Annotated in this window: 26 protein-coding genes and 2 riboswitches; of the genes, 13 read left to right on the top strand and 13 right to left on the bottom strand. The window is 35.2% G+C overall.

Going from position 1 to position 26,389, the window contains the following annotated elements; genetic code table 11:
• The first annotated feature begins 23 nt into the window (after positions 1 to 23).
• Complete coding sequence (locus BN999_RS06520; RefSeq protein ID WP_096270590.1) at positions 24 to 1,580, top strand: rhomboid family intramembrane serine protease; 1,557 nt, start codon at positions 24 to 26, stop codon at positions 1,578 to 1,580.
• A 9-nt stretch (positions 1,581 to 1,589) separates the two neighbouring features.
• Here BN999_RS06520 and BN999_RS06515 read toward each other — a convergent pair whose 3' ends face one another.
• Positions 1,590 to 2,420: a hypothetical protein gene (locus tag BN999_RS06515; protein WP_096270589.1), complete on the bottom strand. Its 831-nt coding sequence runs from the start codon at positions 2,418 to 2,420 to the stop codon at positions 1,590 to 1,592.
• A gap of 144 nt (positions 2,421 to 2,564) precedes the next feature.
• Here BN999_RS06515 and BN999_RS06510 point away from each other — a divergent pair, with 144 nt between their 5' ends.
• The 5 genes from BN999_RS06510 (at position 2,565) to BN999_RS06490 (ending at position 9,097) form a co-directional block, all read left to right on the top strand.
• Positions 2,565 to 4,022, top strand: a complete 1,458-nt coding sequence (locus BN999_RS06510) for a spore germination protein (protein WP_096270588.1) — start codon at positions 2,565 to 2,567, stop codon at positions 4,020 to 4,022.
• Between the two features lie 146 nt (positions 4,023 to 4,168).
• Positions 4,169 to 4,384: a YqgQ family protein gene (locus BN999_RS06505; RefSeq protein WP_096270587.1), complete on the top strand. Its 216-nt coding sequence runs from the start codon at positions 4,169 to 4,171 to the stop codon at positions 4,382 to 4,384.
• Complete coding sequence (locus tag BN999_RS06500; RefSeq protein WP_096270586.1) at positions 4,377 to 5,342, top strand: ROK family glucokinase; 966 nt, start codon at positions 4,377 to 4,379, stop codon at positions 5,340 to 5,342. The genes BN999_RS06505 and BN999_RS06500 overlap by 8 nt, the downstream gene beginning before the upstream one ends.
• A gap of 154 nt (positions 5,343 to 5,496) precedes the next feature.
• On the top strand, positions 5,497 to 7,374 hold the full coding sequence (locus BN999_RS06495; RefSeq protein ID WP_096270585.1) for an LTA synthase family protein: 1,878 nt from the start codon (positions 5,497 to 5,499) through the stop codon (positions 7,372 to 7,374).
• A 499-nt stretch (positions 7,375 to 7,873) separates the two neighbouring features.
• Positions 7,874 to 9,097 carry an IS110 family transposase gene (locus BN999_RS06490; RefSeq protein ID WP_096270584.1) on the top strand — a complete coding sequence of 408 codons (1,224 nt, stop codon included), beginning with the start codon at positions 7,874 to 7,876 and terminating at the stop codon, positions 9,095 to 9,097.
• A 507-nt stretch (positions 9,098 to 9,604) separates the two neighbouring features.
• On the opposite strand, the gene BN999_RS06485 is transcribed toward BN999_RS06490, so the two are convergent.
• A complete protein-coding gene (locus tag BN999_RS06485) occupies positions 9,605 to 9,790 on the bottom strand; it encodes a DUF2759 family protein (RefSeq protein WP_096270583.1) in 186 nt (61 codons plus the stop codon).
• A 175-nt stretch (positions 9,791 to 9,965) separates the two neighbouring features.
• On the opposite strand from BN999_RS06485, the gene BN999_RS06480 reads away from it, so the two are divergent.
• Positions 9,966 to 10,592, top strand: a complete 627-nt coding sequence (locus tag BN999_RS06480; protein ID WP_096270582.1) for an MBL fold metallo-hydrolase — start codon at positions 9,966 to 9,968, stop codon at positions 10,590 to 10,592.
• A 115-nt stretch (positions 10,593 to 10,707) separates the two neighbouring features.
• On the opposite strand, the gene BN999_RS06475 is transcribed toward BN999_RS06480, so the two are convergent.
• From BN999_RS06475 to comGA, 8 genes are all read right to left on the bottom strand, one after another.
• Positions 10,708 to 10,950, bottom strand: a complete 243-nt coding sequence (locus BN999_RS06475; RefSeq protein ID WP_042145920.1) for a DUF2626 domain-containing protein — start codon at positions 10,948 to 10,950, stop codon at positions 10,708 to 10,710.
• Between the two features lie 121 nt (positions 10,951 to 11,071).
• The gene (locus tag BN999_RS06470) at positions 11,072 to 11,458 is read right to left on the bottom strand and encodes a hypothetical protein (protein ID WP_096270581.1); all 387 of its coding nucleotides are present in this window, start codon (positions 11,456 to 11,458) and stop codon (positions 11,072 to 11,074) included.
• Positions 11,427 to 11,846, bottom strand: coding sequence for a ComGF family competence protein (locus BN999_RS06465; protein WP_096270580.1), 420 nt, complete (start codon positions 11,844 to 11,846; stop codon positions 11,427 to 11,429). The genes BN999_RS06470 and BN999_RS06465 overlap by 32 nt, the downstream gene beginning before the upstream one ends.
• Positions 11,827 to 12,168: a PulJ/GspJ family protein gene (locus BN999_RS06460; protein WP_176481897.1), complete on the bottom strand. Its 342-nt coding sequence runs from the start codon at positions 12,166 to 12,168 to the stop codon at positions 11,827 to 11,829. The genes BN999_RS06465 and BN999_RS06460 overlap by 20 nt, the downstream gene beginning before the upstream one ends.
• Complete coding sequence (gene comGD, locus BN999_RS06455) at positions 12,155 to 12,586, bottom strand: competence type IV pilus minor pilin ComGD (protein WP_096270578.1); 432 nt, start codon at positions 12,584 to 12,586, stop codon at positions 12,155 to 12,157. Before comGD ends, BN999_RS06460 begins: the two co-directional genes overlap by 14 nt.
• Positions 12,576 to 12,887: a competence type IV pilus major pilin ComGC gene (comGC, locus tag BN999_RS06450; RefSeq protein ID WP_096270577.1), complete on the bottom strand. Its 312-nt coding sequence runs from the start codon at positions 12,885 to 12,887 to the stop codon at positions 12,576 to 12,578. Before comGC ends, comGD begins: the two co-directional genes overlap by 11 nt.
• Positions 12,888 to 12,900: 13 nt before the next feature.
• Positions 12,901 to 13,923 (bottom strand): competence type IV pilus assembly protein ComGB, encoded by a 1,023-nt coding sequence (gene comGB, locus BN999_RS06445; RefSeq protein WP_217988465.1) that lies wholly within the window; start codon positions 13,921 to 13,923, stop codon positions 12,901 to 12,903.
• On the bottom strand, positions 13,898 to 14,911 hold the full coding sequence (gene comGA, locus BN999_RS06440; RefSeq protein WP_255247410.1) for a competence type IV pilus ATPase ComGA: 1,014 nt from the start codon (positions 14,909 to 14,911) through the stop codon (positions 13,898 to 13,900). The genes comGB and comGA overlap by 26 nt, the downstream gene beginning before the upstream one ends.
• A gap of 98 nt (positions 14,912 to 15,009) precedes the next feature.
• Between comGA and BN999_RS06435 the strand changes: the two genes are divergently transcribed.
• The gene (locus BN999_RS06435) at positions 15,010 to 15,525 is read left to right on the top strand and encodes a shikimate kinase (protein WP_096270575.1); all 516 of its coding nucleotides are present in this window, start codon (positions 15,010 to 15,012) and stop codon (positions 15,523 to 15,525) included.
• A gap of 32 nt (positions 15,526 to 15,557) precedes the next feature.
• Positions 15,558 to 15,743 (top strand): YqzE family protein, encoded by a 186-nt coding sequence (locus BN999_RS06430; RefSeq protein WP_096270701.1) that lies wholly within the window; start codon positions 15,558 to 15,560, stop codon positions 15,741 to 15,743.
• A gap of 60 nt (positions 15,744 to 15,803) precedes the next feature.
• Here the strand turns inward: BN999_RS06430 and BN999_RS06425 are convergent, their stop codons facing one another.
• Both BN999_RS06425 and BN999_RS06420 read right to left on the bottom strand, forming a co-directional pair.
• The gene (locus BN999_RS06425) at positions 15,804 to 16,580 is read right to left on the bottom strand and encodes a YqhG family protein (protein ID WP_096270574.1); all 777 of its coding nucleotides are present in this window, start codon (positions 16,578 to 16,580) and stop codon (positions 15,804 to 15,806) included.
• Complete coding sequence (locus BN999_RS06420; RefSeq protein ID WP_096270573.1) at positions 16,570 to 18,231, bottom strand: DEAD/DEAH box helicase; 1,662 nt, start codon at positions 18,229 to 18,231, stop codon at positions 16,570 to 16,572. The genes BN999_RS06425 and BN999_RS06420 overlap by 11 nt, the downstream gene beginning before the upstream one ends.
• 341 nt (positions 18,232 to 18,572) lie before the next feature.
• Positions 18,573 to 18,674, top strand: a riboswitch (glycine riboswitch).
• Positions 18,675 to 18,775: riboswitch (glycine riboswitch) on the top strand.
• Positions 18,776 to 18,863: 88 nt separating this feature from the next.
• Here BN999_RS06420 and gcvT point away from each other — a divergent pair.
• Genes gcvT through gcvPB form a run of 3 tightly spaced genes read left to right on the top strand, consistent with a single transcriptional unit; the run spans position 18,864 to position 22,797 of the window.
• Complete coding sequence (gene gcvT, locus BN999_RS06415) at positions 18,864 to 19,976, top strand: glycine cleavage system aminomethyltransferase GcvT (protein WP_176481896.1); 1,113 nt, start codon at positions 18,864 to 18,866, stop codon at positions 19,974 to 19,976.
• An 18-nt stretch (positions 19,977 to 19,994) separates the two neighbouring features.
• Positions 19,995 to 21,344: an aminomethyl-transferring glycine dehydrogenase subunit GcvPA gene (gcvPA, locus tag BN999_RS06410; protein ID WP_096270572.1), complete on the top strand. Its 1,350-nt coding sequence runs from the start codon at positions 19,995 to 19,997 to the stop codon at positions 21,342 to 21,344.
• On the top strand, positions 21,337 to 22,797 hold the full coding sequence (gcvPB, locus tag BN999_RS06405) for an aminomethyl-transferring glycine dehydrogenase subunit GcvPB (protein ID WP_096270571.1): 1,461 nt from the start codon (positions 21,337 to 21,339) through the stop codon (positions 22,795 to 22,797). The genes gcvPA and gcvPB overlap by 8 nt, the downstream gene beginning before the upstream one ends.
• Before the next feature lie 48 nt (positions 22,798 to 22,845).
• Here the strand turns inward: gcvPB and BN999_RS06400 are convergent, their stop codons facing one another.
• Positions 22,846 to 23,220: a rhodanese-like domain-containing protein gene (locus tag BN999_RS06400; RefSeq protein ID WP_096270570.1), complete on the bottom strand. Its 375-nt coding sequence runs from the start codon at positions 23,218 to 23,220 to the stop codon at positions 22,846 to 22,848.
• A gap of 393 nt (positions 23,221 to 23,613) precedes the next feature.
• Here BN999_RS06400 and BN999_RS06395 point away from each other — a divergent pair, with 393 nt between their 5' ends.
• On the top strand, positions 23,614 to 26,172 hold the full coding sequence (locus tag BN999_RS06395; RefSeq protein WP_096270569.1) for a vitamin B12-dependent ribonucleotide reductase: 2,559 nt from the start codon (positions 23,614 to 23,616) through the stop codon (positions 26,170 to 26,172).
• Positions 26,173 to 26,389 lie beyond the last annotated feature (217 nt).

The following is a 26,389-nucleotide window of genomic DNA, read 5'->3' as shown; positions in this document are numbered from 1 at the left end:
TGATGGAAAAGGGAGGGGAATTGATGGAACAAAAAGCAAGCTACATGATGTACACTTATGCGAATCAATTAGCTGAGCAACATGGCTATGATATTATATATATAAATAATAATGTAGAGGAAATTTGGTTGGAGAAATATCTAAATAAGACTTCTTCTATCATAAGAATCTCAACAACAGGTTTCGATTGGAAAAATCATCTTAAAAAAGATATTGGTATTGTATTCCAAAAGACTAGAGCGATGAAAAAAATGCTCCGAGGCAAAGATATCGAAATACATAATGTTTATATATCCCCACATACACCTATAGATAGTTGGGAAATGCTAAAAAAAACTTTGATAGTACAAGAAAAAAACCCCATTAAAATGAACATTTATTATTTATCTGGAAATGAGATAGTATCTGAACGTAATAGATTAGAAAAAAATATTTCCATTAGCTTTAATGAGATTTCTGATGAAAAAGATATAGATCAAATAGAGAATGAAATCCAACAATATAAGCTTGATTTATTCCATAAAGTACAGGAAAAACAAAAGAATGAAGAAAGCATTTTTACCTATGGTAAACCCTTTATCACGTATCTATTAATTGCAATTAATACTTTACTATTTCTACTACTTGAATTTAAAGGTGGAAGTGAAAATACCTCAACCTTAATTGAATTTGGTGCTAAACTTAATCCGCTCATTGTAGATGGTGAATGGTGGCGTTTAATCACATCCATGTTCTTACACATAGGAATATTACATTTTGTATCAAATATGTTATTTCTTTATTATTTTGGTTCATTAGCAGAACGTATTTATGGTTCATTTCGATTCTTGGTAGTTTATTTTCTTGCGGGTATAGGAGGCAGTATTGCTAGCTTTGTATTCGTTGCTAATATATCTGCGGGTGCATCAGGTGCTTTATACGGCTTGTTGGGAGCGTTTATATATTTTGGGATATTCCATAAACGAATTTTTTTCCAAACAATTGGTTCGAATATATTGGTACTTTTAGGAATTAATATTATCTTAGGATTTACACTTCCACAACTTGATGTGTCAGCACATTTTGGTGGTTTAATTGCAGGATTTATCGCAGCTGGAATTATCCACTTTCCAAAGAAACGAAACTTTCCAGTACAATTAGCTGCTCTTATTATCTATGTTGTTGCTATTTTGGCAGTGTTTTCGTACGGCATGCAACAGAATGAAAATAGTGTCAGCTATCAGTTAATGAAAATTGAGAATTACATTCAAGAGGAACAGTTTGAAGAAGTAATTGAAAGTGCAACAAAAGGACTTCAAAATCCAGGAGACTTTGAGGCAATCTTGTTTTTCCAACGTGCTTACGCTTATATTCACTTAAACGAAATGGAACCGGCGATCGAAGACTTAGAAAAAAGTATTGAAAAGTTAGATAAGCCAGAAGATCTTCCAGAAGCTTACTATAATTTAGCAATTTTATATGCTGAAGTTGGGGATGAGAAGGCAATTGAAATGATTGAAAAAGCTTACCAAGCTAATCCATCAGACGAACGTATAGAGGAATTATACGAAACCATAACAGGCAAAAAAATCGGAGGTTAAGTTACATACTTAACTTCCGATTTTTTGTATCAACTTTTCTTTCTTTCCATTCATTTCAAATAAAACAAGTAAGGTTTCGCTTTCCTTATCAATAAGTATCAATGGAACATAGCTATCTAGTGTTTCCGTTGTATCGATGTATGGAATAATATAATTCTTATAAAGCCCTTCCCATAATTGTCCCATAACTCGGTTGGTAGTTTCTTGATCCAAGTTAGGTAAGGGATTCTCTTGATATAAATAGAGACTCGTAAGTGGTACTAGATGGTAATCATTCATATCGATATGAAAATAAAATAATAAATCTTGCCAATGAGCTAATAGTTTCTTTTTTATTTCCTTATCTAGTGAAATTAGATTACTCTCATTGTTGTACTTATGAAAACCTAAGAACTGATTATTTTCCTTTAAGACGTACAATTCGTCATGAGATAAATGTTGTGTGCTATTAATGGTTTCGTCCGAGTGAATTTCCCCATAGTGAAAAGATATTGCTTCCCATTTTCTACTCTTGTTGTCTGAAGTATGTTCGGAAAAAGAAATAGAGTCCGTGTTTTCTCTCCACTTGCTACGCATCCCATGTAACATGCCATCTTTGTAAAGCAAAGATACATCTTGTCTCAAATACATGGGGACTTCTGTCTTAGAATGAACATTCCACAATACATTGTAAGATTCCATTACATCATCGAGTTGTAAGGAAGTCTCAGAAACCTCAAAGCCAGTCCCGTAATCAATGGGAAAATAAGTAATGGTTGGAGAGCTTTTCATCCCATTTGCAAAGTATATTCCTACGGATGTAAGAGTAATAAAAAATAGAATTAGTATAATCTTTTTCATCATTTCCCCCCTTATTAATAGAAGTAGATTAACAAGTTTATACATTTATATGTCAAAAATTAATAGATTATGATTAGACTCGTGTGTATAGAATAACTAGTTGGAGAGAAAATAGTATGGAAGACAGTTTTGCATGGAGGAATTATGGAAAAAGAAAAACAACCCTTATTTTCGTCTTATGAACAAAACAACTCCTATATGCAAGATAGGTTACAAGTGGATAAGAGCTTCGATATTGTAAATCTAGATTTAGAATATGTTGGTAGAAAAATGTCCATGTTCTTCATTGATGGGTTTGCTAAAGATGACATACTTCATTTAATTATGAAATTCTTAGCGAAACTAGAGCCGGAACAATTGGAACCTGACACTTTAAATAAGCTACTCAAAACATATTTACCCTATATCGAATTGGATCAGGTAGACGACCTAAATCAGGCAGCTGATACTGTTTTAGCTGGGCCAACTGCATTGTTGGTAGAAGGTATCAATAAGATTATTATTATCGATGCGAGAACTTACCCTGTTCGTTCCCCCGGTGAACCTGACTTAGAAAGAGTTGTAAGAGGTTCAAGAGATGGTTATGTAGAAACGATTGTTTTTAATACTGCTTTAACAAGAAGAAGAGTACGAGATCGCTCGCTGCGAATGGAGTATATGCAGATTGGTAGAAGGTCCATGACCGACATTTGTATTTGTTATCTAGAAGATATCGCCGACAGTAGTAGGGTAGAAGATATTAAAAGTAAGTTGAAAGAAATAGATACGGACGGACTTCCGATGGCAGAGAAAACTATTGAAGAATACTTAAGTGGTAGACATTGGAACCCATTTCCTACAGTACGGTATACGGAAAGACCAGATACCGCTGCATCCCACTTATATGAGGGACACGTACTTCTAATCATTGATGGTTCTCCAAGTGTAATGATTACACCGACAACCTACTGGCATCACTTACAACATGCTGAAGAGTATCGTCAGAAGCCCCTAATTGGAGCGTACTTAAGGTTTGTAAGGTTTATTGCTGTTTGGGCTTCAATATTTATTTTACCATTGTATTACTTGTTCTCTACTAATCCGGAATTACTACCAGAGGGTATGGAGTTTATTGGACCTAATGAGTTTGGAGCAGTTCCGATTTTGTTACAATTTCTTATTGCAGAAATCGGCATCGATATGTTAAGAATGGCTGCCATCCATACTCCAACTTCTTTGGCAACAGCCATTGGTTTAGTTGCTGCAATATTAATAGGGCAAGTGGCAATTGAAGTAGGTTTATTCTCTTATGAGGTTATCTTATATTTAGCTGTCGCAGCAATAGGCACATACGCAACACCAAGCTATGAAATGAGTCTTGCTAATCGTATAGTTCGACTTTTCTTATTAATTGCAACTGCTGCTTTTGGTGTCATTGGCTACATGATAGGCACATTGCTATGGATTTTATACACAGTACGGATGAAGTCCTTTGAAATCCCTTATTTTTGGCCAGTATTACCTTTTTCTTTTCGTGCATTTAGAGATGTGTTTATTCGTACACCAATACCACTTAAAAGGGAAAGACCAAAAGTTCTGCATCCTAGAGACCCTGATCGATAATGATCAGGGTTTTTATTTTATATGGGCTATGGTAATCTAATTCTTTAGCAATTGTTACATTAGGGATTCACAATCAATAAAAAATATCCTAATATTCGCTTCCAGGTTACTTGTATAATTTGGTATAATAAAGATTGGTGATTTTTATGAAAACAGTTTATGATGTACAACAACTATTAAAAAGATTTGGAACGTTTATTTACACTGGAGATCGTCGTAGTGATATGGAATTGATGCAGAGTGAAATCAGTGAGCTATATAAATTTAAGGTCATTGATGTAGAGGAATATCGCATGGCTTTGTTAATTCTACGGAGAGAAGTTAACAGAGTAATTTCTGAAAAAGGTGAGGACAATGAATAAAAACATTATAGTTGGAGTAGATATAGGAGGTACTACGGTTAAAATTGGCCTTCTAAAAATTGATGGTAAAATAATCAAAAAGTGGGAAATTGAAACAAAGAAATCCAAAGATGGTACACAAGTAGTGGATGATATCTGGGATTCGGTATTGATTACATTAACGGAGTTGTCGATAGATCTGGAGCAATTACTCGGCATAGGTATAGGTGCTCCAGGTTTTATAGATGGGGAAAATGGGTATGTGTATGAGGCTGTTAATCTTGGTTGGAAAGACTTTAACCTTTCGGACTATATGTCTAGTAAATCGGGATTACCTGTTTTTGTAGAGAATGATGCTAATATTGCTGTGATTGGTGAAAACTGGTTAGGTGCTGGTAATCATTCGAAAGATGTTATTGCTGTTACACTAGGAACAGGTGTCGGTGGCGGCATCATCACGAGTGGTAAGATATTAAATGGTGCAAATGGAACGGCTGGTGAAATAGGTCATATTATTGTTGATACTAGTGGATATACTTGTAATTGTGGACGTAAGGGCTGTTTAGAAACGATTGCTTCTGCAACGGGAATTGCACGACAAGCAATGAAAATAGTCAAAGATAAGCCTGCGAGTAAATTAGCGAAAGTATTCGAAGAGAATAAGACCATTAACTCTAAGGATGTATTTGAATTAGCTGCTCTTGGGGATGATGATTGTAATCAAATTATTGACTACACGGCTGATGTTATTGGTTTTGCATTAGCTAATCTATCGATTACCTTAAATCCTTCTAAGATTTTAATAGGTGGAGGCGTGTCTAAGGCTGGTAATCAATTATTACAACCAATTAAAAAATACTTTACAAAATATGCGCTACCTAGAATAAGTGAGGCCTGTGAACTGCGAATTGCCGAGTTAGGGAACGATGCTGGAATCATTGGTGCTGCTTACTTGGTGAAGAATTTTAAAACAGAATAACTATTTTTTCTCCTTAAAATGTTAAATATTTGAAACCTTTTTGAGATATAAATCGTCTTATAGAATAGTATGTTTTTTCTGTTTGTCATATATGCCGTTACTATGTGCATAAATAAACATATATTAAAGCAGTAGTTTCTTAGGAGGAAATGTTATGAATATTAAAGGACTCAAGCTTCCTTTATATGTCACAACGACGATATTATTTGGAATAAAAACCTATTTGGTATACCGATTTTTATTTAGTCTTGAAATAGAAAACACAATGCAAGAATTTATTCTTTTTATTAATCCATTCGTGTCTGCGTTTTTGATATTCGCCTTGAGTGTATGGATTAAAAAGCCTGAAAGACAGATGAAATATTTACGGTATACGGTATTAATCGGAACACTTATTATTTTTGCGAATCTAGTATTCTATCGTTCGTTTTCGGACTTCATTACTATTCCACAACTTATGCAGGGTGGTAATGCAGGGGATTTAGGATCCAGTATCTTATCCCTTATAAAAGTATATGATATCTTACTATTTGCCGATGTAATTGCTGTTTGGTATTTTAGTAAGAAACGTCAGAAAACGGTAGTTACTAATTATCCGAGAAGTGGTAAGGTGTTTGCACTCGCTCTTTCTTTAGCTCTAATGGTGGGTAACTTCTTTTTAGCTGAAATGGAAAGACCACAATTATTTACTCGAGCTTTCGATCGTGAATACCTTGTAAAATACATTGGACTTTTTAACTATCATGTCTATGATGCAGTACTTCACTCAAAAGTTAAAACACAACATGTTTTTGCTGATGGAAGTGAACTGCCTACCATTAAGGATTATGTTGATACAGAAATTGATCAGAATGGTAAATCAGATTTATTTGGTGTTGCGGAAGGGAAGAATGTCATATTTATCTCTGCTGAATCCTTACAGAGCTTTGTTATTAATGAAACCGTAAATGGTCAAGAAATTACGCCGTTTTTAAACAGTTTGGTAGAAGATGAGGACACGTATTATTTTGAAAACTTTTACCATCAAACAGAACAAGGTAAAACGTCCGATTCAGAGTTTCTAGTAGAAAACTCCCTTTATCCATTACCGAGGGGTGCAGTTTTTTATACACATGCACAAAATAACTATCATGCACTTCCAGAAATATTAGGTAATGAGGGTTACTATACTACCATGTTCCATGCTAATAACGATAGCTTTTACAATCGTGATCAAATGTATCCAAATCTAGGTTTTGATTATTTTTACGATGTAGAAGCATATGAAGTTAATGATAATAACAAAATTGGTTGGGGACTGAAGGATAAACCATTCTTTGAGCAATCGATGAAATATCTAAAAACCTTACAAGAACCTTATTATGCCAAGTTCATTACGTTAACAAATCATTTTCCGTTTGAATTAGATGAAAAAGATAAATCTATTGATCGTTATGATTCAAATTCCAATACATTAAATAATTATTTTCCTACTGTACGATATATGGATGAATCGATTGAGCTGTTCTTTGAACAATTAAAAGATGCTGGGATATATGAGGATTCTATTATTGTTATTATGGGGGACCACTATGGAATAAGTTCAAACCATAACAAAGCAATGAGCATGTATCTTGATAAAGAAGAAATAACACCTTATGACCATGTCCAGTTGCAACGTGTACCATTATTTATCCATATACCAGGTCATGGAAAAGGAGAAGTTAAATCTACTATTGCTGGTCAGATAGATATGAAGCCTACAATTCTGAATTTATTAGGCATAGAAATGGATAACGATATCTATTTCGGTAATGATTTATTTAATGATGACAGAAAAGAGTATATTGCTTTACGAAATGGTAATTTTATAACGAAGGAATATGTATATACAAATGATAGTTGCTATGACTTTGAAAGTGGAGAGCTTTTAGACGAAACATCTTCACAATCATGTTTTGACATAAGTGAAGTAGTAAAGAAAGAACTAAGCTATTCGGATGATATTATATACGGAGATCTCTTCCGATTTACAGATTTTGAAGAAAAATAATTGATGGTTATGACAAACGATTTGCTAACTTTTAGCAAGTCGTTTGTTTGTTTTTACAGTATTCATTTTCTTGATATTTGATCATATAATTTTACTGTTGATAAGAAACTGCGCGGTAACTAAGCATTATGGTAGCGCATCATAGCCGCTACGGAAATACACTCCGCTTTCCGCGGGCGGCTGGTGAGCCTCCTCAGAGCTAAAGCTCTTGCGGGGTCTCACCGATGCCTATCCTCCCGCAGTCAATCATGTATATCAAAAAAGAGCTATACACCACAGAGGATGAAAATGACTTTTATTTGGCTATACTGTTGCTACGGCTGGATGTGGAAGGTCGGAACTCCTTGGTGCGTGAGAGCCCTACCCGCAGTCTGACTCCTTCGACCACGGTGCATCACTGATTGTTGCTCCTTTTATAGGAAGCACTCATGGTAGATTAACCCTATTCTGGTTGTTGCGCCAGCCTCTATTATGATTTGCCGTAGAAAGGATGTTTTCAATGGATATTATCATTGAAAGAGCGTGTGGTTTGGATGTCCACAAGGACAGTATCACTGCGTGTATTATAACACCGGAAGGAAAGGAGATTAGAACATTTTCAACTAAGACAGTTTACCTAATTGAGTTGGTGGATTGGGTAAAGGATCACAAATGCTCGCATGTGGCGATGGAGAGTACAAGTGTCTACTGGAAACCAATTGTTAATTTATTAGAAGCTGAAGATATTGAATTCCTGGTTGTTAATGCGCAACATATTAAAGCTGTTCCGGGAAGAAAAACAGATGTAAAAGATGCTGAATGGATTGCGAAATTACTTCGTCATGGTTTACTCAGAGCCAGCTATATTCCCGACCGAGAACAACGAGAATTACGCGAACTCGTTCGTTATCGTCGAAGTATCATCGAAGAACGCGCAAGACAATTGAACCGGATACAGAAAGTCTTAGAAGGAGCTAATATCAAACTAGGTTCCGTTGTTTCTGAAATCACGGGAGTTTCTTCGCTTGAAATGCTTCGGTCAATCGCTGATGGAAATGATGATCTTGAAGTGTTAGCCAACATGGCGAGAGGGAAAATGAAACAAAAAAAGGAAGAACTCAAACTAGCCCTTCAGGGGTATATACAAGATCATCAACGATTTATGATAAAGACCATCCTAGGGCATATTGATTTTCTTGCCGACAATATTGATAAATTGGATAAAGAAATCGCTTTACGTATGCAAGATTATCAGGAAGATATCGATCGCTTGGATTCCATTCCTGGAATCGCCAGAAGAATGGCTGAACAGATGCTCGCTGAGCTAGGAAGGGATATAAAAAAACAATATCCTGGCGCAGCTCACATGTGTTCGTGGGCAGGTCTGGTTCCTGGAAATAACCAAAGTGCCGGAAAACGCAAATCGTCTAAAACAAGAAACGGAAATAAATACTTGAAATCAGCTTTAATCGAAGCAGCTCATTCAGTCCGTGGCTCAAAGAACTATCTCGGAGCACTTTATCGCCGTACTGCAGCACGCAAAGGTAAAAAGCGAGCAGCGGTTGTAGTGGCTCATGCGATTTTACGGATCTCCTACTATTTACTAACACGTAAGGAAATGTATATAGATTTAGGAGAAGATTATTTTGACAAACAAAGACAAGAGTCAATTGTCAGGCATTCACGTCGCCGCCTAGAGAGTCTAGGTTACGTTGTGGAAATCAAAAAACCAAAAGCATCATAATTACCATCGCCATATGATAGTAGATTTTGGCGCTCTCGCTTTTAAAAAAAAAGAAAGAATGAGCTGCGTCTATTTAAGTATTGCCGTTTTTCCATATTTTAGAACTTTATTTTCATGGTAGGAGTCTCCGTGTATTTCCTTCGCTAGTAATGAGTGTAAAAGAGTAATTGAACCACATAAATCCGAAACATGATTCAACAACTAACAATAATTGGAAAATTAAACCAGCGCAGGCAGAATACGTAGACTCCTACGGGAATAGCACGTGTCCGAAGACCCCGCAGCGGTGAACTATCCGCGAGGAGGCTGAGGCCGTGCCCGTGGAAAGCGGAGTATTCTGCCGGAGCGGAATCATACCACTATCCCATTTATTTTTAGGAAATTAACAGTGGTTACCGCACAGTTTCTAATAAAATAATGCTTAACCAAATATTTCTGATAGTAGGCTTTATGTAAATTACTGATGCATAAATAAAAAGCTGCTCAACCATTTTGAGCAGCTTTTTATTATAAGGAATCTTTTAAAATAGATATTATTGTACTTACAGAGAAAAATCCAAAGACAATAACGGTTAGAACAGAAAATAAAAGAGCAAAGTAATTTCTGAACTTAAGTTGGCGAACAACTGATACTACCGCCACAATTGTTACAATTAAAAATAAAATACCTAATACAATATGAGTTACTGGCATTGTGTATTAACCTCCTTACGCTTCTTACAATTGATCTTTGTTGTCTTATTAAAGCCTTTATATTAATATGTATCTTACTAACACATTTATTCTAGTATAAAATGTAGGTTTTGTCGAGGAAATCACGTAATCTTTCTATTTTGTTCATATTCACTTTATATTGGAGGTGGAATACGTGAATATCAAGAGTTTTTCTTTAGGGGCGCTAGGAACGAATTGTTATATTCTCTATAAGGAAGATAAAGCAATAATTGTAGATCCAGGTGCTGAAGGTGAAAAGGTAAAGAGTTGGTTAAGTAGCAATAACCTTCAACCTATTGCTATTTTGTTAACACATGCACATTTTGACCACATTGGTGCAGTAGAATACTTACGTAAATCTTATGGTATCAAAGTATATATGCATGAAGCAGAAAAATCATGGTTAGGTAGTTCAAGACTTAATGGTTCTCTTTTATTTACTGGAGAGGAAATAATAACAAGAGAGCCAGATATATTAGTTGAACCGGGGCCCTTGTACATAGAAGATTTTGAACTAGATGTCATTCACACACCGGGACATTCACCAGGAAGTATTAGTTTTTTAACAGTGAGTGAAAAAATGCTTATTAGTGGAGATGTTTTATTCCAGCGAGGAATTGGTAGAACAGATCTACCTGGAGGGGATTATAAAATTATTCAGGATACTATCCGTAATAAACTATATCAACTACCAGATGAAACGATTGTGTATCCTGGCCACGGTCCGGTGACAACCATAGGAGAAGAAAAGTTGTTAAATCCGTTTGTGCCTGAAATATAAATACCTACATATAATAGCTCACTCAGCATTAGGATTAAAGGGTCTAAGAGTTATTAAATTTTAACAAACAAAAAAACCCTGCGATAAAGAAGTATGTAAGCAGGGTTTTTTGTTTTTAATGCCCGAATCCAGGCACTAAAATAAATTCTGAATACCATGTAAAACCTATCATGAAAACAGTACAATAAGCTCCGAACAAGTACATATACATACGCTCAGATAATTTTAAGTAACTTACTGTTAGGAAAAATACCGTTTGAACTAGAAATAGCAATGCAGTGTTAGTCATACCACCAACATAAAACATTACTGTAAAGATACCAGTCCAAAAAGCAAGGACGCGAAACATTCTGTCCATAATTTCCCCTCCTTTTCGGTGACGTCATCAATGTTATTATATACAACTATAGAGATAATGTAAATGAAACATAATCTTAGTTTGAAATTTAGTCAAAATAAGATTAAACCATTGACTGCTGCTAAATAGGGGCCTTGACATTAGTAAAAGAATTTGACGATTTTGTGACGAAGAAGTTGAAATTGTTATTAGTTTGAATTATAAACTCAAGTTGTATATTATTACCTAATTCAATCACTTTTACTTTCACTTCTCCAGTTGGAAAAGAATAATCAACATCTTCTTCTATGATATTTTGTGATAGATAATCCGTTTTATACTGCATATATGCCATTTGAAACAATGTTTGACTCTTAACTTGTTCTATGAGGTTAAATGTTAACTGGACATCATGCTTGTAGGTCAGTAAACTTGAAGAGAAATAAAGTAATACAATTGTGGTAAGAAAGAGTACTGAGGGGAGAATGAATCCTTTTTCATGATGGATAGAATGTGATTGTTTTTTCATAATGCTCTCCTTCAAACGAAGTAATAGAAAGTTTAAATCCATAATCTAAAGATCGAACGTGAAAATCTTGGATGTCCCTTAAATATATTTCATGTCCTTTTCCATCAACTTGCCGTCTTACTACATTTCCATATTGTTCAATGGTAACGGTATCGCCATCAATTAATGTCAGATAAATCTTTTTATCTTCAACATGGTAGTTTATTGCTTGTATAACATCTTGTTGGATGAAGTAGAAGACTTGTTGAATGGAAATCTCATCGTAGTACGAGTTGTCTTTTATTGTCTTAATTATGGCACCATATAATGGAATGCACATTATAATAACAGCCAGAGTGAATAGTAACGAATAAAAAGTAAATCCATGTTCATTTTTCTGAAATTCCATATAAGCAAACCTCTTCTTGTCGACTCATTAGATTATTCCAAGTGGCACAACCTTGGATGTACTGTTCATTTGTTTCTTTAAATTGGAAAGTAACATCTACTGATAGTAAGTTTTCCTCCCAGTTAATTGTTGAAACAAAATCATCTTGTAAAATATCCTGTAATTCATCTTGGAGTTTATAAGTAATAACACGTTTTTGACTAAGTATTTTTCGTTCCTGTGCTACGAAGGTCGTTAGTGGAAGCACAGCTGTGGAGATAATTAATAAAACCGTTAACGAAACTAATACTTCAGAAATAGTAAAGCCTTTATCGTTTAACAATATAACCACGTCCTTTACCAATAGGAAACGTTACTGTATACCTATTATTAGGGGATATTATCTCTATCGTACCGGAATATCTTGTAGTACCATTATGCTTAAATGAAATATAATTTAGTGTACGGGTGTCAATTTCCCAATCTTCTGGTAGCCTCCTTGTAAATAATTCATTTTTTGTATCGGTAATCGTATAGCCATCTTTTGAAAATACCATCCGCAAATAATCCTCACGTCCATTTGCAACGGACTGATTTTGTAGAAATAATATATCGTATTGAAACATTTCAAGTACTTTCTCCTCAGTCTTATTCTCAAGTAATGAATAAGAGATAGGGAAGATGAGTGTGAGAAGAATTGTGAATAGCGATAGTACCATCAATATCTCGATAAGAGTAAACCCTTGTTGATTATGGGACATTTACAATTCCAGTACTTGAATTATAATTTAAAGGATTATCATCGCTTGAACAGTAGGTTTGGTTTTCTTTAATATATTTCTTTTCTACCAATTCTTGTAAATCGTTTGGATAGCTATAGGTTTCTAGATAGTATGTGTCCACTTGTGTCTGAACTACAGAGACTAAAGCTTCACAACCTTTAGATTGGACATCTTGGCTTTTACTTCCCAAGTTAGGAATGATTAGAATCATTAATACTGAAACAATCATTAAAACCACTAGCATTTCAATTAGAGTAAATCCTTTTTGATTATGTAACATATCAATCGCTCCTTTATAATGTTTGGATAATTTCGTACATCGGTAAAAGTAAAGAAAGGTAAATCAAGATAATGATAATACCCAGTAGTGAGAAGAAGATTGGTTGAATATAAGTAATCACCTTCATAATCTTCTGATTTAGTTCATCGGTAATTATTGTAGAGTAAGTTGATAGATCTTTAACTAGTGATTCCGTATTACTATTTTTATGGAAGATAGAGGCTAATTGTGGGTTGATAAATGTAAATTGTTCCATCAATATGGAGACTTGCTGCCCCTGGTTTAATCCGTTTATTATGTTCGTTGCGTAATAGGCGAGTATGGGAAGCTTTTGTTGTTTAGATAAGATTTTAAGTACATCTTTTATTGAGAGTCCTGTTCTTAATAATGATCCAAAATGAGTCGCAAATTGAAAAGAAGTACTTAATTTGAGATAGTTACGATAGATGGGAATTATCTTTAGGACTTTTAATTGTTGAATAATTGGTAGTTTTCTTTGGACATGCTTCCAAAGAAAACTAATGATTATACAAGCAATTAATAAGAGGACGAATCCATAATAGAATATTGAAATAAATGAAATAACTATGGATATTCCATTAGAGTCATTTTGCTGAAAAAGAGTTAGAAGATTTGGAAGGACAGAATGTTGGATGAAGAAGAAGACAAAGGAAAAAATAACAACAAGAAGGGTTGGGTATCGTAAGATCTGGGTGAATCTTTTAGTATATTCTAGTCTTTTCTCGTATAGCTCGACACATTTAATAATACTGGTCTCTAATTCTCCATATTCTTTGGCAAAGTATAGATATGTTGTAATAATCGGGTGAAAGCCTAATTCATCCAAAGCTTGATCCAATCTCTTTCCGCTTTTTAATAAGAAGATTATATTATTTGATATTTCACGAAGGTATCTATCCCATGTTAATGTTTCTAATGCAGACAATAGTGTGTATCCGTTTTCTAACGACCTAGATAATCGCTTCAAAAAAATTAATTGGATGGGGGCTCTAATTCGTTGTTTGGTACTTCTCATACGTAGTTTCCGATATAAAACCATACCGTAACGCCTTCTTTCTAATATAGTCAAAAGAATGTTTATAATGGTTAAGATTCACCTGCTCTCCTTTAATTACTTGATTCAGAAGGTGTCCATCTAGTAACTCTAATACTGCTGCTCTTCGTGAATCTGTCTGAAGCGGGAGCAATTGAATAGAGGATATGCCTATGAGAGTTTGTTCCAGTTCCACTTTTGTTAATCCCATTTCTAATAGCCGATATATTGTACCCCTAGTATTTTTAGCATGTATGGTACTTAGTACTAAATGCCCCGTCAATGATGCCTCGAAGGCAAATTTAGCAGTTCTCTGATCACGTATTTCACCAACCATAATAATATCTGGATCATGACGTAGTGCAGCTTTTAACCCAGTTTGATATGTTATTCCTGCTTTTTCATTTACTTGAACTTGCAAAATATCCTGGATATTTTTTTCTATTGGGTCTTCAAGTGTGATAGTCTGGTAGGATTCTTCTTTCAGCGCTTCTTCAAGTAACGCATAAAGGGTTGTTGTTTTCCCGCTTCCTGTGGGACCGGAGAGTAATATTAGTCCAGAACGATATTTCATCCAAGTTTTTATTTTGGCTAACTGGTTCTTAAAAAGGAATAGTTGTTCTAATGAAAGGTGCAATTTTTCTGGGAGAATTCGGATTGCGAGACTTTCTAATTGGTTAACTGGAAGGGTGGACAATCTTAAGGAAAAGTTTTGTGAATGAATTTGAAAGGGTAATGTACCGTTTTGGGGTTTTCTAATTTCACCAATATCCATACCTGAGGTAAACTTATAATAGGTAAGAAGTAATTCATACTTTGTGATGGAAATTTGTCTATATAATACTCGTTTACCATTAATTCTAAAATAGATGTTCGTGGTTGTGTTGAAAGGATAAAAGTGGATATCAGTGGCCTGGTCTTTAGCGGCAGTTTGGATGATTTCCTCTGAGAGCATTTCTGCTGAAAACAATTTGTAATACCTCCTATTTATTTGTCTTTATATATCATTCGACACAACACGATAAAATCCTTCTTTTTTATTTAAAATTTTTGGAGAGGTGATGAAATGTGAAGCATATTTATCTTATTGGTTTTATGGGAAGTGGCAAATCCACTGTTGCCAAGCTTCTTGCTAAAAAGTTAAACATACGTCATTTGGATCTAGATAAACTGATAGAAAAAAAATTAAATAAACAAATTACGAGTATTTTTAAGGATGAAGGGGAGGAGACTTTCCGTTCTTATGAGTCAACTTATTTGAAAAGTATTGGGATAACACCCGTTATTTCTACTGGTGGGGGGATAGTCGAAAAGGAAGAAAACATTAGGTGGATGAAAGATACTGGCATAATCATTTATTTAAAAACATCATTTCATATTATTAATAAACGATTACAAAATGATAGTTCGAGGCCTTTATGGCGGGAGAATGAAGCAAATACCGCCTTGTTCTTAAGAAGAATAGAGATCTATGAAAAATGTGCGGATTACATAATTGATTGTGATACTTTATCGTTAGATGGGATAATTGATGAAATTATTAAAATATACGAGTATAAAGGGAATTTGGATGGTGAAAAATAAACATAATCCTACTTAGAAAAGAGGTGATTCACATAAAAGGAAATGATTATGTAAAGTACATGACGGAACAGGTTGTGTCTTACATTGAACTCCCTAAAGATGAGCGCAAACAAAGGAAATTAGAGCATAAAGCACAAAGACTTCACCCACCAATTGGTAATAGGTGGTTTGGTGCATTACCATTTGCAATCAAGTCTTTTTTTAAACGAGCTGATTGAAGATGTCAAAGGGTCTGAACCCAAATAAAATTAGGAATCAGACCCTTATTGGACATCTTTTTAGTTCCCTTTTAGATAAAATATTCCACCATTAACAACTTTCATTTCAATTTTTGGTTGGTAACGCTCCTTTAAATCTTGTAGTTCTTTTTCCATTTGTACTATCTCTTCATCATGTGCACCCTCATAGAAATGCTTCAGCAAATTCATTTCATTTTCTAACTCATGTAGGGATTCCTTTGCCCACTCGTGGTCTAAATCTTGAATATATTGATCTAAAACAGATAATATCCGTTTGTAGCCACTTTTGGGCTTAATAATAGGTGTAATGGTATAGCAAAAATCGGATATCTTCATACCAAATTCCTTATTATATAAGGACTCCATCATTTCTGTTTGCATAATTCCATTTATTAAATTTAGACCAATTGAAAATAATTCATCTTTTTTATGTTTACCAATGTAACTGATTTTAATATTCACAACTAACCAAGGTTGAAGTGCGGTATTTTGGTTAGCTTGGATAATTTGAAACAGCCTGGTGAAGCGTTCATTTTCTTTTAAATGAGTGAGTATTTGTTGCAGCCTAGGACTTCCAAAGTGAATACGTTCTCCTCTTTCTTCGAGACTGTCCTGATTGGTGATAAGAGTCAGCTGCATAGGATCCCCATCTCTACCCATCTTTTTAATATAATGCCAATAAAATGGCCGATTCATGAGTGCTCGATCCATTTTTTCATTCAGTTGTATTTTTAAAACACCATCTTGGTTAGAAATTATGTCACAATGATGTGCTTCAAAGTAATTTTCTAAAAATGAATGAAGGTTAATTGCCATATTGAGACTCCTCTTGCCACGAATTTTGAGTGCTTTGGATGATTGAAGCTAAATTATCAAGCTTAATTTTTAGTTCTCCAGTTGATGATGATTCGTTCATGATAGATTTTACTTCGCCCTCGAAACTATTTATGTTTAATTCTGCTAGAATATCATCCAGATGGCCTATTACTTTTTCAAACAAAGCAATTTTTTCATAAAGTAATGTCATAATATGCTCTTCTAAAGTATTACGAATGGCAAAGTTGTATATGTGCACATCATTTTCTTGACCATAACGATGAATTCTACCAATACGCTGTTCGAGGCGCATCGGATTCCACGGTAAATCGTAATTAATCATGTAATTACAAAACTGTAGATTTATTCCTTCTCCACCTGCTTCTGTTGCAATTAAAACTTGGGCTTTATCTTTAAATAACTGTTTCATCCAATCTTTTTTTCCTCGTTTAAATCCACCTCGGAATGGAACAGAGGTGATTCCGTGTTGCTGTAAATACCATTGTAAATATAATTGTGATGCGCGATACTCCGTAAAAATAATAACTTTCTCATCACCGATTTTTTGCAGTAATTCGACCACTTTTTGTGCTTTAGCATGATGGGGGAGTTGACCGATCTGTTCAATTATAGGTTGTAATATTTCTCTTCCATGATTATTTTCATCATTAACGAACTTTTGCAGGGAAAGAAAGCAGGCTTCCCTTGATGAACACAGTTCCCGTAAGAAAGTAATTTTCGAAAAGGTTGAGAACGGTTGAAATGTTTTATCTAACTCGTTATATACTTTATATTCTTCTGGTGAAAAATCTACCCAAATCGTTTCGATATGTCGTTTCGAATTATCTAATGAAGTATCTTTTCTTGTATTTCGAACCATTACCTTTTGTACTAATTGTTTGAGAAAGGCATCCTGGTTAATTTTTTTACGGTCTTTTCCATACTTTTCCAAGAATGATTCGTAATTTCCTAAATGACCGGGTTTCAGAATTGACACCAGATTAAAGATTTCAATTAATTGATTTTGAACAGGTGTAGCAGTCAATAAGAGGCAGTATTTTTTCTTTAAAGCACGAACAAATTCAAAGTTTTTTGTTTTATGATTTTTAATTTTATGTGCCTCATCAATTAGTATTAGGTCATAATTTAAGTCTAAAATTGCCTCACGGTGTGGTGAGCGTTTAGCTGTATCAATAGAAGTTACAATTATATCGTAACTTTCCCAAGGATAGTTCTTGCGAAATGTAGCTGCAGGGATAAAGAATTTCTCATTTAATTCTTTTACCCACTGATTAACAAGAGATGCAGGGACTAGAATTAATATTTTTTTTACTAAGCCACGAATCATGTATTCCTTCAGAATTAAACCTGCTTCAATAGTTTTACCTAGTCCTACTTCATCTGCTAAGATGGCACGACCATTCATTTCTTCTATTGCTTGCTTTGCGGTCTCAACTTGATGTGGTAAGAAATTCATATGTGGTAAAAACTCTAAAGCTCGTAAACCATGAAAATCGCTTGTAATGGTTGTTAGTTCGGCTTCGTAGGCCATCTTAAATAGTTCCCACGAAGAAAAAGGACCATCAATGTCTAGTTTTTCCTCTAGTGTTTCAATAAAGTTAGTATCTTGTATAATTTCTATGTTTTTCATCTCATACTTCCTTTATCCATAGTTTCATAATTATTGTTTTATAAAGTACTAAGCAGTGTTTGTTACAAGCGTATTACGTCTCCAAGAAAAAGGAAGACTCTTCAAATTAGTATCCGTATAATTCAACCTACTACATGTTAATTTGTTCGGTTTTACTGTTGAATAGTTATTGTTGTAGTTTTTTAAAGCGATTTCAAATAGATTTTTGAGGGGAAATGCTTTAAATAGGTTGAATATAAAGGATACATTTTAATAGTTATATGGTATAATACTTATAAATCTTTATAGTAAGAGAGTTTTGATACATAGTATAACCATAAAAACAGAATTTCATAAAGCGGATGATTACAAGGGGAGAGATTACTTATCTAAGAGTGGATAAGTAACGCCGAAGGAGCAAGCTGATTTGTGAATCTCTCAGGCAAAAGAACTCTTGTAGGACGCACCTCTGGAGAGAGTTTACATAAGTAAACCACCCACGAAGCACGCATTTTCTGCTTTTCTGAAAAATGCTAAACTTTCTGGTTACAGGACAGGGGCGGTATTGTTAATGAGGTGTTCGAAATCTCATTTCAATACTGTCCCTATTTTTATGGTTAAAAGTTAGAAAATTTAAAAAGGGAGTGGGAATTGTGAGTGAACTGAAAAGAACCCCGATTTATCCCGAATATGGAAAATTAGGGGCTAAAACAATTGACTTTGGTGGATGGGATTTACCAGTGCAATTTTCAAGCATCAAGGAAGAACATTTAGCGACTAGAACTAAAGCGGGATTATTTGACGTTTCCCATATGGGTGAGATCTTAGTTACTGGCCCAAAAAGCTTGGAGTATTTACAATATGTCACGACTAATGATGTATCAAAATTAGTTCCAAATAGAGCGCAGTATGCATTTATGTGCTACGAAAATGGTGGAACAGTTGATGATTTTCTAATCTATATGTTAGATGAAAATGAGTTCTTAGTTGTTGTGAATGCTGCTAATACAGAGAAAGATTATGATTGGATGATAAAAAACAATGATTTTAGTAGTGATGAAGTAACGATTCAAAATGTTTCTTCAGATTTTGTTCAAGTTGCTTTACAGGGACCAAAAGCAGAAGAAATATTACAAACTATAACCGATACCGATTTAAGTTCTATTAAATTTTTTAGATTTAATAAGGAAGTTCATTTTTCTGGTATTGATGTACCAGCTCTTGTATCAAGAACTGGATACACTGGTGAAGATGGCTTTGAAATATATATTTCAGTTGGTGCTGGAACGAAACTATGGAATCTAATACTCGATGCAGGAAAGGATAAAGGACTATTACCTGTAGGTCTTGGTGCCAGGGATACTCTTCGATTCGAAGCAAATTTACCGCTTTATGGTCAGGAATTATCCGCATCCATTTCACCAATAGAAGCAGGGCTTGGGTTTGCAGTAAAAGTTAACAAAGAGGCTAACTTTATTGGGAAAGAAGTGTTAAAGGAGCAAGTGGAAAATGGTACCAAGCGTAAAATCGTAGGTATTGAAATGATTGATAAAGGTATTCCACGTCATGATTATGAAGTGTTTCATGGAGAGGAAAAGATTGGTGTTATCACTTCTGGTACACAATCACCAACTTTACAAAAAAACATAGGATTAGCTTTAATTAATTCAGAGTATGCCGTAGAAGGTAAAGAACTAGAAATTCAAGTTCGGAAACGTCGCCTTCGAGCTAAGGTTGTACCAAGAACATTCTTAAAGCAAAATTAATAGGGGAGGGTTTTTTCAATGGATTTTCGATTTTTACCAATGACAGAAAATGACAAAAAAGAAATGTTAGATACCATTGGCATTAGTTCAACAGATGAATTATTTTCTGATATTCCAGAGAAAGTTCGCTTAAAAAGAGATTTAAACTTAAAAGCACCTAAAAGTGAAGCGGATTTAAAAAAAGAGCTTGTGCAAATGGCGAATAAAAACTACAACCTTAAGGAATATACTTCGTTCCTAGGTGCGGGTGTTTATGATCACTTTATTCCGTCTGTGGTTGATCATGTCATCTCTCGTTCTGAATTTTATACTGCTTATACACCATACCAGCCTGAAATATCTCAAGGAGAATTGCAAGCAATATTTGAATTTCAGACTATGATTTCTGAACTAACAGGGATGCCTGTAGCTAATTCGTCAATGTATGATGGAGGGACTTCTCTGGCTGAAGCAGTGAATTTAAGTGCTGGTCAAACAAGAAAGAAAAAGGTTCTTGTATCAAAAGCAGTTCATCCGGAATCACAAGCAGTAATTGAAACGTATGGCAAAGGACCGAATCTAGAAATTGTTTACATTGATCATGTCAACGGACTTACAGATTTAGATCAATTAGCAAAAGAGTTAGATGAAAATACTGCGAGTGTTGTTATCCAGTATCCGAACTTTTTCGGACAGATTGAACCATTAGCCGAGATTAGAGAATTACTAAACCAACAACCAAAATCTATGTTTATCGTTTCTAGTAACCCGTTATCTCTTGGCTATTTAACTCCTCCTGGTAAGTTTGGTGCCGATATTGTGGTTGGAGATACGCAAGTGTTTGGAATTCCGGCACAGTTTGGTGGCCCTCACTGTGGATATTTTGCAACAACAGAAAAGTTGATGCGTAAAATTCCGGGACGTTTAGTGGGTCAAACAACCGATGAAAATGGTCTTCGTGGTTTTGTATTAACTCTACAAGCAAGGGAACAACATATACGTCGTGATAAGGCAACATCAAATATTTGTTCAAACCAAGCGTTAAATGCGCTAGCCAGCTCTGTTGCGATGAGCTCAATTGGTAAACATGGATTAAAGAAAATGTCTGAGTTGAATATGCAAAAAGCTCGTTATGCTAAGCAAAAGTTTGTGGAGGAAGGTTTTGAAATAGTAACTAATGGAACTTTCTTTAATGAATTTGTTGTGAAACTTCCTGTTTCTGTGAGTGTTGCCAATGAGAAGTTATTGGAAAAGGGTTTTATCGGAGGTTATGATCTGGCAAGTTATTATCCAGAGCTTGAAGGTCATATGTTAGTAGCTGTAACAGAAATTCGTACAAAAGAAGAAATTGATGCTTTTGTAAAAGAATTGGGGGATATCCATGACTAATCAAGATTTTCCATTAATTTTTGAACGTAGTAAAGAGGGAAGAGTTAGTTTTAACTTGCCTGAAATAGATGTACCAGAAGTTGATTTAGAAGCTGAGTTAACGGATACCTATGTTAGACAGGAAGCTCCTGATTTGCCAGAGGTTAGTGAACTAGATATTATGAGACACTATACTGGTTTATCCAACCGAAACTATGGTGTTGATTCTGGATTTTATCCATTAGGCTCTTGTACGATGAAGTACAATCCGAAGATTAACGAAGATGTAGCACGATTAGATGGTTTTAGCCATATTCATCCTTACCAAGATCCAAAGACTGTACAAGGTGCTCTTGAGATGATGTATGATCTTCAGGAATCATTAAAAGAGATTACTGGAATGGCTGGAGTATCATTACAGTCAGCAGCGGGTGCGCATGGAGAATGGACTGGATTAATGATGATTCGTGCATTTCATGAAGCAAATGGTGATTTTCACCGCACTAAAGTTATTGTACCCGACTCAGCGCATGGAACCAATCCAGCTTCCGCAACTGTTGCTGGTTTTGAAGCAGTAACGGTTAAATCTAATGAAAATGGATTAGTAGATTTAGAAGACTTAAAACGCGTAGTTGGGGATGATGTGGCAGCATTAATGCTAACAAATCCAAATACTCTTGGTTTATTTGAAACAGAAATAGTAGAGATGGCTGAAATTGTTCATGAAGCTGGTGGAAAATTGTACTACGATGGAGCAAATTTAAATGCCATTATGGGGTATGCTCGTCCTGGTGATATGGGATTTGACGTAGTTCACCTTAACCTGCATAAAACATTCACAGGTCCACACGGTGGCGGAGGTCCTGGGTCAGGTCCTGTTGGAGTTTCTGCGGAATTAGAACCATATCTACCAAAACCATTAATAGTAAAACAAGATGATTTCTACACATTTGAATATGACCGACCTCAATCAATCGGCCGTGTAAAACCTTATTATGGTAACTTTGGAATCAACTTACGAGCATACACGTACATTCGTACCATGGGTGCAGAAGGGCTCAAAAAGGTAAGTGAGTATGCAGTATTAAATGCTAACTATATGATGCGTAAGTTAGAGAAGGCTTATGATCTTCCATATTCTCAGCATTGTAAGCATGAATTCGTCCTTTCAGGAAGAAGGCAGAAGAAATTAGGAGTACGTACATTAGATATTGCTAAACGCCTACTGGACTTTGGCTATCATCCACCAACCATTTACTTCCCGTTAAATGTAGAAGAAGCATTAATGGTGGAACCTACTGAGACGGAATCGAAAGAGACGTTGGATGGTTTTATTGATACAATGTTGCAAATAGCTGAGGAAGCAGAAAATAACCCTGAGATTGTCCAAGAAGCTCCTCATAATACGGTTGTAAAGCGTATGGACGAGACGACTGCTGCTAGAAAACCGATTCTAAGATATTATAAAGCATAAAATAACACCTAAGGGGTAATCCCCTTAGGTGTTTTTTATTCGGTTACATTATCCTCTTTTAACTTTACCAGTCCATTTCTTAAATCCGCCTTTTAATTGGCTGATATCCTTATAACCCTTTTTATGAAGCATCTGTGCAGCTCTTTGAGATCTTGCTCCACTTTGGCAATAAAGGTACACTGGTTTATCTGGGCGTATTTCGATTAAACGTTGTTTCATTTGAGTTACTGGAATATTTCTAGCACCTAGGATATGGCCGTTTTTAAATTCCTGTGGTTCTCTCACGTCTATTAACTGTGCTTTACGATAACCTTCACGGAACTGGTCTTCTGTTATCGTTTTAAGGTAGGTTCGTTGTCTAAAGTAACGAAATACAGAAATTACAATAACTATAATTAGTGCTAATAATAGGTACTTCAACATAAATTAATCCCCCGTCTTTCGCATTGTACTATCCTATTATAGGCTTAAGTATGGTTTTTTTCAAAGTTTTTCTATGGGAAAAGAAAATTATCTAATTGTCGAATTGTGTTGGAAAACATTCACTACCACAAGTATATCTTAATATGCAATTATAGAATTTCTTTAAATTGGTAGATTTATGCATTGTTATCTTAATTTATCATTGTTTTTCTTTGTTTTTTGCTAATTATTGTTTTTGACAAAAAATAATTTGTATGCGTTATTTACTACATGTAGTATTTTTATAATAATTTACATACAAGATATTGTAAAAGGTAATCCAAATATGGTATGTTATTACTTAAGAATTCTAGAATACTAGAATGGAGAATTTTGTCTAAAAGGAGAGGTATAATGTCTACGGTTGTCGAATCAAGAACAAACATTAATGTGGAAATGCTAAATGAAGATATAAAACAATTTCCACAAGTACACCCAATCACCCCAGATATGAAATTACTACATAAGGGTGTGTCTAGGCTGGTAATGCTAGACCGTTATTCCTTTAAGGATACAGAGAAAAAGACATTAAAAGAAGGAGACTTTGTTGTCTTAACAGTAAAGGCAGACCCGAAATTTCCAGCAAGAGGATTAGGTTTCATCAAATCTATTGATCGAATCAACAATGAAGCTATAGTTCAAGTAGAACCAGATTATGTATCGGTTTTAGATGGAGAAGAAGCGGAAACAGGACTAGTGAAAAGAGGATTAGATAGTATTGATAAGCCTCTGGAAGTTTTCTATGAGCAGATTGCTAAGCGTAATGCAACTGGTCTAGCTAGTGTCGAACCAACAGATGAATTACGTAAACATTCATTTGAGAAATTCTATCAAGAATTGTCTAGCATGAATTTCATACCTGCTGGAAGAGTATTATATGGTGCAGGATCAGATACAGAGGTAACATACTTTAACTGTTACGTAATGCCGTATGTAAAAGACTCACGTGAAGGTATTTCTGAACACCGTAAACAAGTAATGGAAATTATGAGTAGAGGTGGAGGAGTAGGAACAAATGGTTCAACACTTCGCCCACGAAATGCTCTTGCTAGAGGAGTAAATGGAAAATCCTCTGGTTCGGTTTCTTGGTTGGATGATATTGCGAAATTAACACATCTTGTAGAACAAGGTGGATCGCGCAGGGGAGCTCAAATGATCATGTTAGTAGATTCACATCCTGACATTATTGAGTTTATTATTTCTAAAATGCAGAATCCGAGAATTCTTCGTTATCTTATTGAAAATACAGAAGATGAACAAATTAAGAAATTGGCTCAAGAAAAATTAAAATTCACTCCATTAACAGAGACAGAATCCGATCTTTACCAAGGAGTATTAAACTATAAGAGTATTCCTGGTCAAGGTGGATTTACGGATCAAGTTATTCGAGAAGCGGAAGAAAAGTTAAGAACGGGTGGAACATATTCTGTTCACAACTCAGAATTCTTAACTGGAGCAAATATTTCAGTTTGTATCACAAAAGACTTTATGGAAGCAGTCGAAAACGACACATGGTACGAGCTAAAGTTCCCAGATGTAGAAAATTACAATGAAGAAGAAATGAAAGCATATAATGAAAACTGGCATAATGTTGGTGATGTACGAAAATGGGAAGAAATGGGCTATGGAGTCCGAGTATATCGTCGTATAAAAGCGAAAGAGCTTTGGAATCTAATTAATATTTGTGCTACGTATTCTGCCGAGCCAGGTATTTTCTTTATTGATAATGCGAACGATCAAACGAATGCAAAAGCGTATGGACAACAGGTTGTAGCAACTAATCCTTGTGGGGAACAACCTCTTGCACCATTTTCAGTCTGTAACTTAGCAGCAGTTAACCTTGGTGAAATGGCTGACAAAGTAACTAAAAGCGTTGACTTTGAAAAACTAAAACAAACCGTGAAAACTGGTGTACGCATGCAAGATAATGTAATTGATGCTACTCCTTACTTCCTTGAAGAAAATAAAAAACAAGCATTAGGTGAGCGCCGTGTCGGTCTTGGGGTAATGGGTCTCCATGATCTTCTGATCTACTGTGAAACAGAATATGGCTCACAAGAAGGAAATCAATTAGTTGATAAAGTTTTTGAGACGATTGCTACTACTGCATATCGTGAATCTGTTGAACTAGCAAAAGAAAAAGGAAGCTTCCCATTCTTAGTTGGTGAAACGGAAGAAGAAACAAAAGAATTACGAGAAGCTTTTATTAATACTGGCTACATGAAAGGAATGCCTGAAGATATCCGTGAAGATATTCTTAAATATGGTATTCGTAACTCACACCTACTAACTGTTGCTCCAACAGGTTCAACAGGTACAATGGTTGGAGTTTCAACAGGATTAGAGCCATACTTCTCCTTCTCATACTTTAGAAGTGGAAGATTAGGTAAATTTATTGAAGTAAAAGCAGATATTGTTCAAGAATATCTAGATGCAAATCCAGACGCAGATTCTAATAACCTACCAAATTGGTTTGTTACTGCAATGGAATTAGCACCAGAAGCACATGCAGACACACAATGTGTCATCCAACGTTGGGTGGATAGTTCAATTTCTAAAACTGTTAATGCTCCAAAAGGATATACAGTAGATCAAGTTGAAAGTGTATACCGTAGATTATATCGCGGTGGTGCTAAAGGTGGTACAGTATATGTGGACGGAAGTCGTGATTCACAAGTTCTAACACTAAAAGCAGAAGAAAACACTTTTGAACAAACTGAGTTATTTGAGGAAACAGTTGAACCGAAAAAGGTGGTACTTATGGATACCATCCAAGAACTCAATTCAACTGATGTAACAATCGGTTCTGAAGTAGGAGATACTTGCCCTGTATGTCGTGAAGGTAATGTTGAAGACATCGGTGGCTGTAACACTTGTACAAGTTGTGGAGCACAATTAAAGTGTGGACTATAAAATAAACTAGGCGAAAATGGCTAACCAAAAATAGCCATTTTCGTCTTTTATTTTAGCTGTTTTGAAATGATTTCCACATTGAATTTCCCATTTGATAGAAACTGCGCGGTAACTAAATACTTTGTATAGCGCAACATACCCGCTACGGAAATACACTCCGCACTCGCTGAGCGGCTGGTGAGCCTCCTCGTGCTATCGCACTGCGGGGTCTCACCGA

Origin of the sequence: Paucisalibacillus globulus (genome assembly GCF_900184735.1) — a bacterium.
In the GTDB taxonomy this organism is placed as follows: domain Bacteria; phylum Bacillota; class Bacilli; order Bacillales; family Amphibacillaceae; genus Ornithinibacillus; species Ornithinibacillus globulus_B.
Note: the sequence above shows the minus strand (reverse complement) of the source record. Positions and strands in the feature narration are given on the sequence as shown.

Excerpts from the sequence above, each read along its gene's own strand:
- BN999_RS06420 (WP_096270573.1), bottom strand. The coding sequence starts at position 18,231 with ATGAAAAACATAGAAATTATACAAGATACTAACTTTATTGAAACACTA.
- BN999_RS06485 (WP_096270583.1), bottom strand. The coding sequence starts at position 9,790 with ATGCCAGTAACTCATATTGTATTAGGTATTTTATTTTTAATTGTAACA.
- gcvPB (WP_096270571.1), top strand. The coding sequence starts at position 21,337 with ATGACTAATCAAGATTTTCCATTAATTTTTGAACGTAGTAAAGAGGGA.
- BN999_RS06490 (WP_096270584.1), top strand. The coding sequence starts at position 7,874 with ATGGATATTATCATTGAAAGAGCGTGTGGTTTGGATGTCCACAAGGAC.
- BN999_RS06495 (WP_096270585.1), top strand. The coding sequence starts at position 5,497 with ATGAATATTAAAGGACTCAAGCTTCCTTTATATGTCACAACGACGATA.
- comGB (WP_217988465.1), bottom strand. The coding sequence starts at position 13,923 with ATGAGAAGTACCAAACAACGAATTAGAGCCCCCATCCAATTAATTTTT.
- BN999_RS06400 (WP_096270570.1), bottom strand. The coding sequence starts at position 23,220 with ATGTTGAAGTACCTATTATTAGCACTAATTATAGTTATTGTAATTTCT.
- comGD (WP_096270578.1), bottom strand. The coding sequence starts at position 12,586 with ATGTCCCATAATCAACAAGGGTTTACTCTTATCGAGATATTGATGGTA.
- gcvPA (WP_096270572.1), top strand. The coding sequence starts at position 19,995 with ATGGATTTTCGATTTTTACCAATGACAGAAAATGACAAAAAAGAAATG.
- BN999_RS06520 (WP_096270590.1), top strand. The coding sequence starts at position 24 with ATGGAACAAAAAGCAAGCTACATGATGTACACTTATGCGAATCAATTA.
- BN999_RS06515 (WP_096270589.1), bottom strand. The coding sequence starts at position 2,420 with ATGAAAAAGATTATACTAATTCTATTTTTTATTACTCTTACATCCGTA.
- BN999_RS06395 (WP_096270569.1), top strand. The coding sequence starts at position 23,614 with ATGTCTACGGTTGTCGAATCAAGAACAAACATTAATGTGGAAATGCTA.
- BN999_RS06470 (WP_096270581.1), bottom strand. The coding sequence starts at position 11,458 with ATGAAAAAACAATCACATTCTATCCATCATGAAAAAGGATTCATTCTC.
- BN999_RS06425 (WP_096270574.1), bottom strand. The coding sequence starts at position 16,580 with ATGGCAATTAACCTTCATTCATTTTTAGAAAATTACTTTGAAGCACAT.
- comGC (WP_096270577.1), bottom strand. The coding sequence starts at position 12,887 with ATGTTACATAATCAAAAAGGATTTACTCTAATTGAAATGCTAGTGGTT.
- BN999_RS06475 (WP_042145920.1), bottom strand. The coding sequence starts at position 10,950 with ATGGACAGAATGTTTCGCGTCCTTGCTTTTTGGACTGGTATCTTTACA.
- BN999_RS06505 (WP_096270587.1), top strand. The coding sequence starts at position 4,169 with ATGAAAACAGTTTATGATGTACAACAACTATTAAAAAGATTTGGAACG.
- BN999_RS06465 (WP_096270580.1), bottom strand. The coding sequence starts at position 11,846 with ATGGAATTTCAGAAAAATGAACATGGATTTACTTTTTATTCGTTACTA.
- BN999_RS06500 (WP_096270586.1), top strand. The coding sequence starts at position 4,377 with ATGAATAAAAACATTATAGTTGGAGTAGATATAGGAGGTACTACGGTT.
- BN999_RS06510 (WP_096270588.1), top strand. The coding sequence starts at position 2,565 with ATGGAAAAAGAAAAACAACCCTTATTTTCGTCTTATGAACAAAACAAC.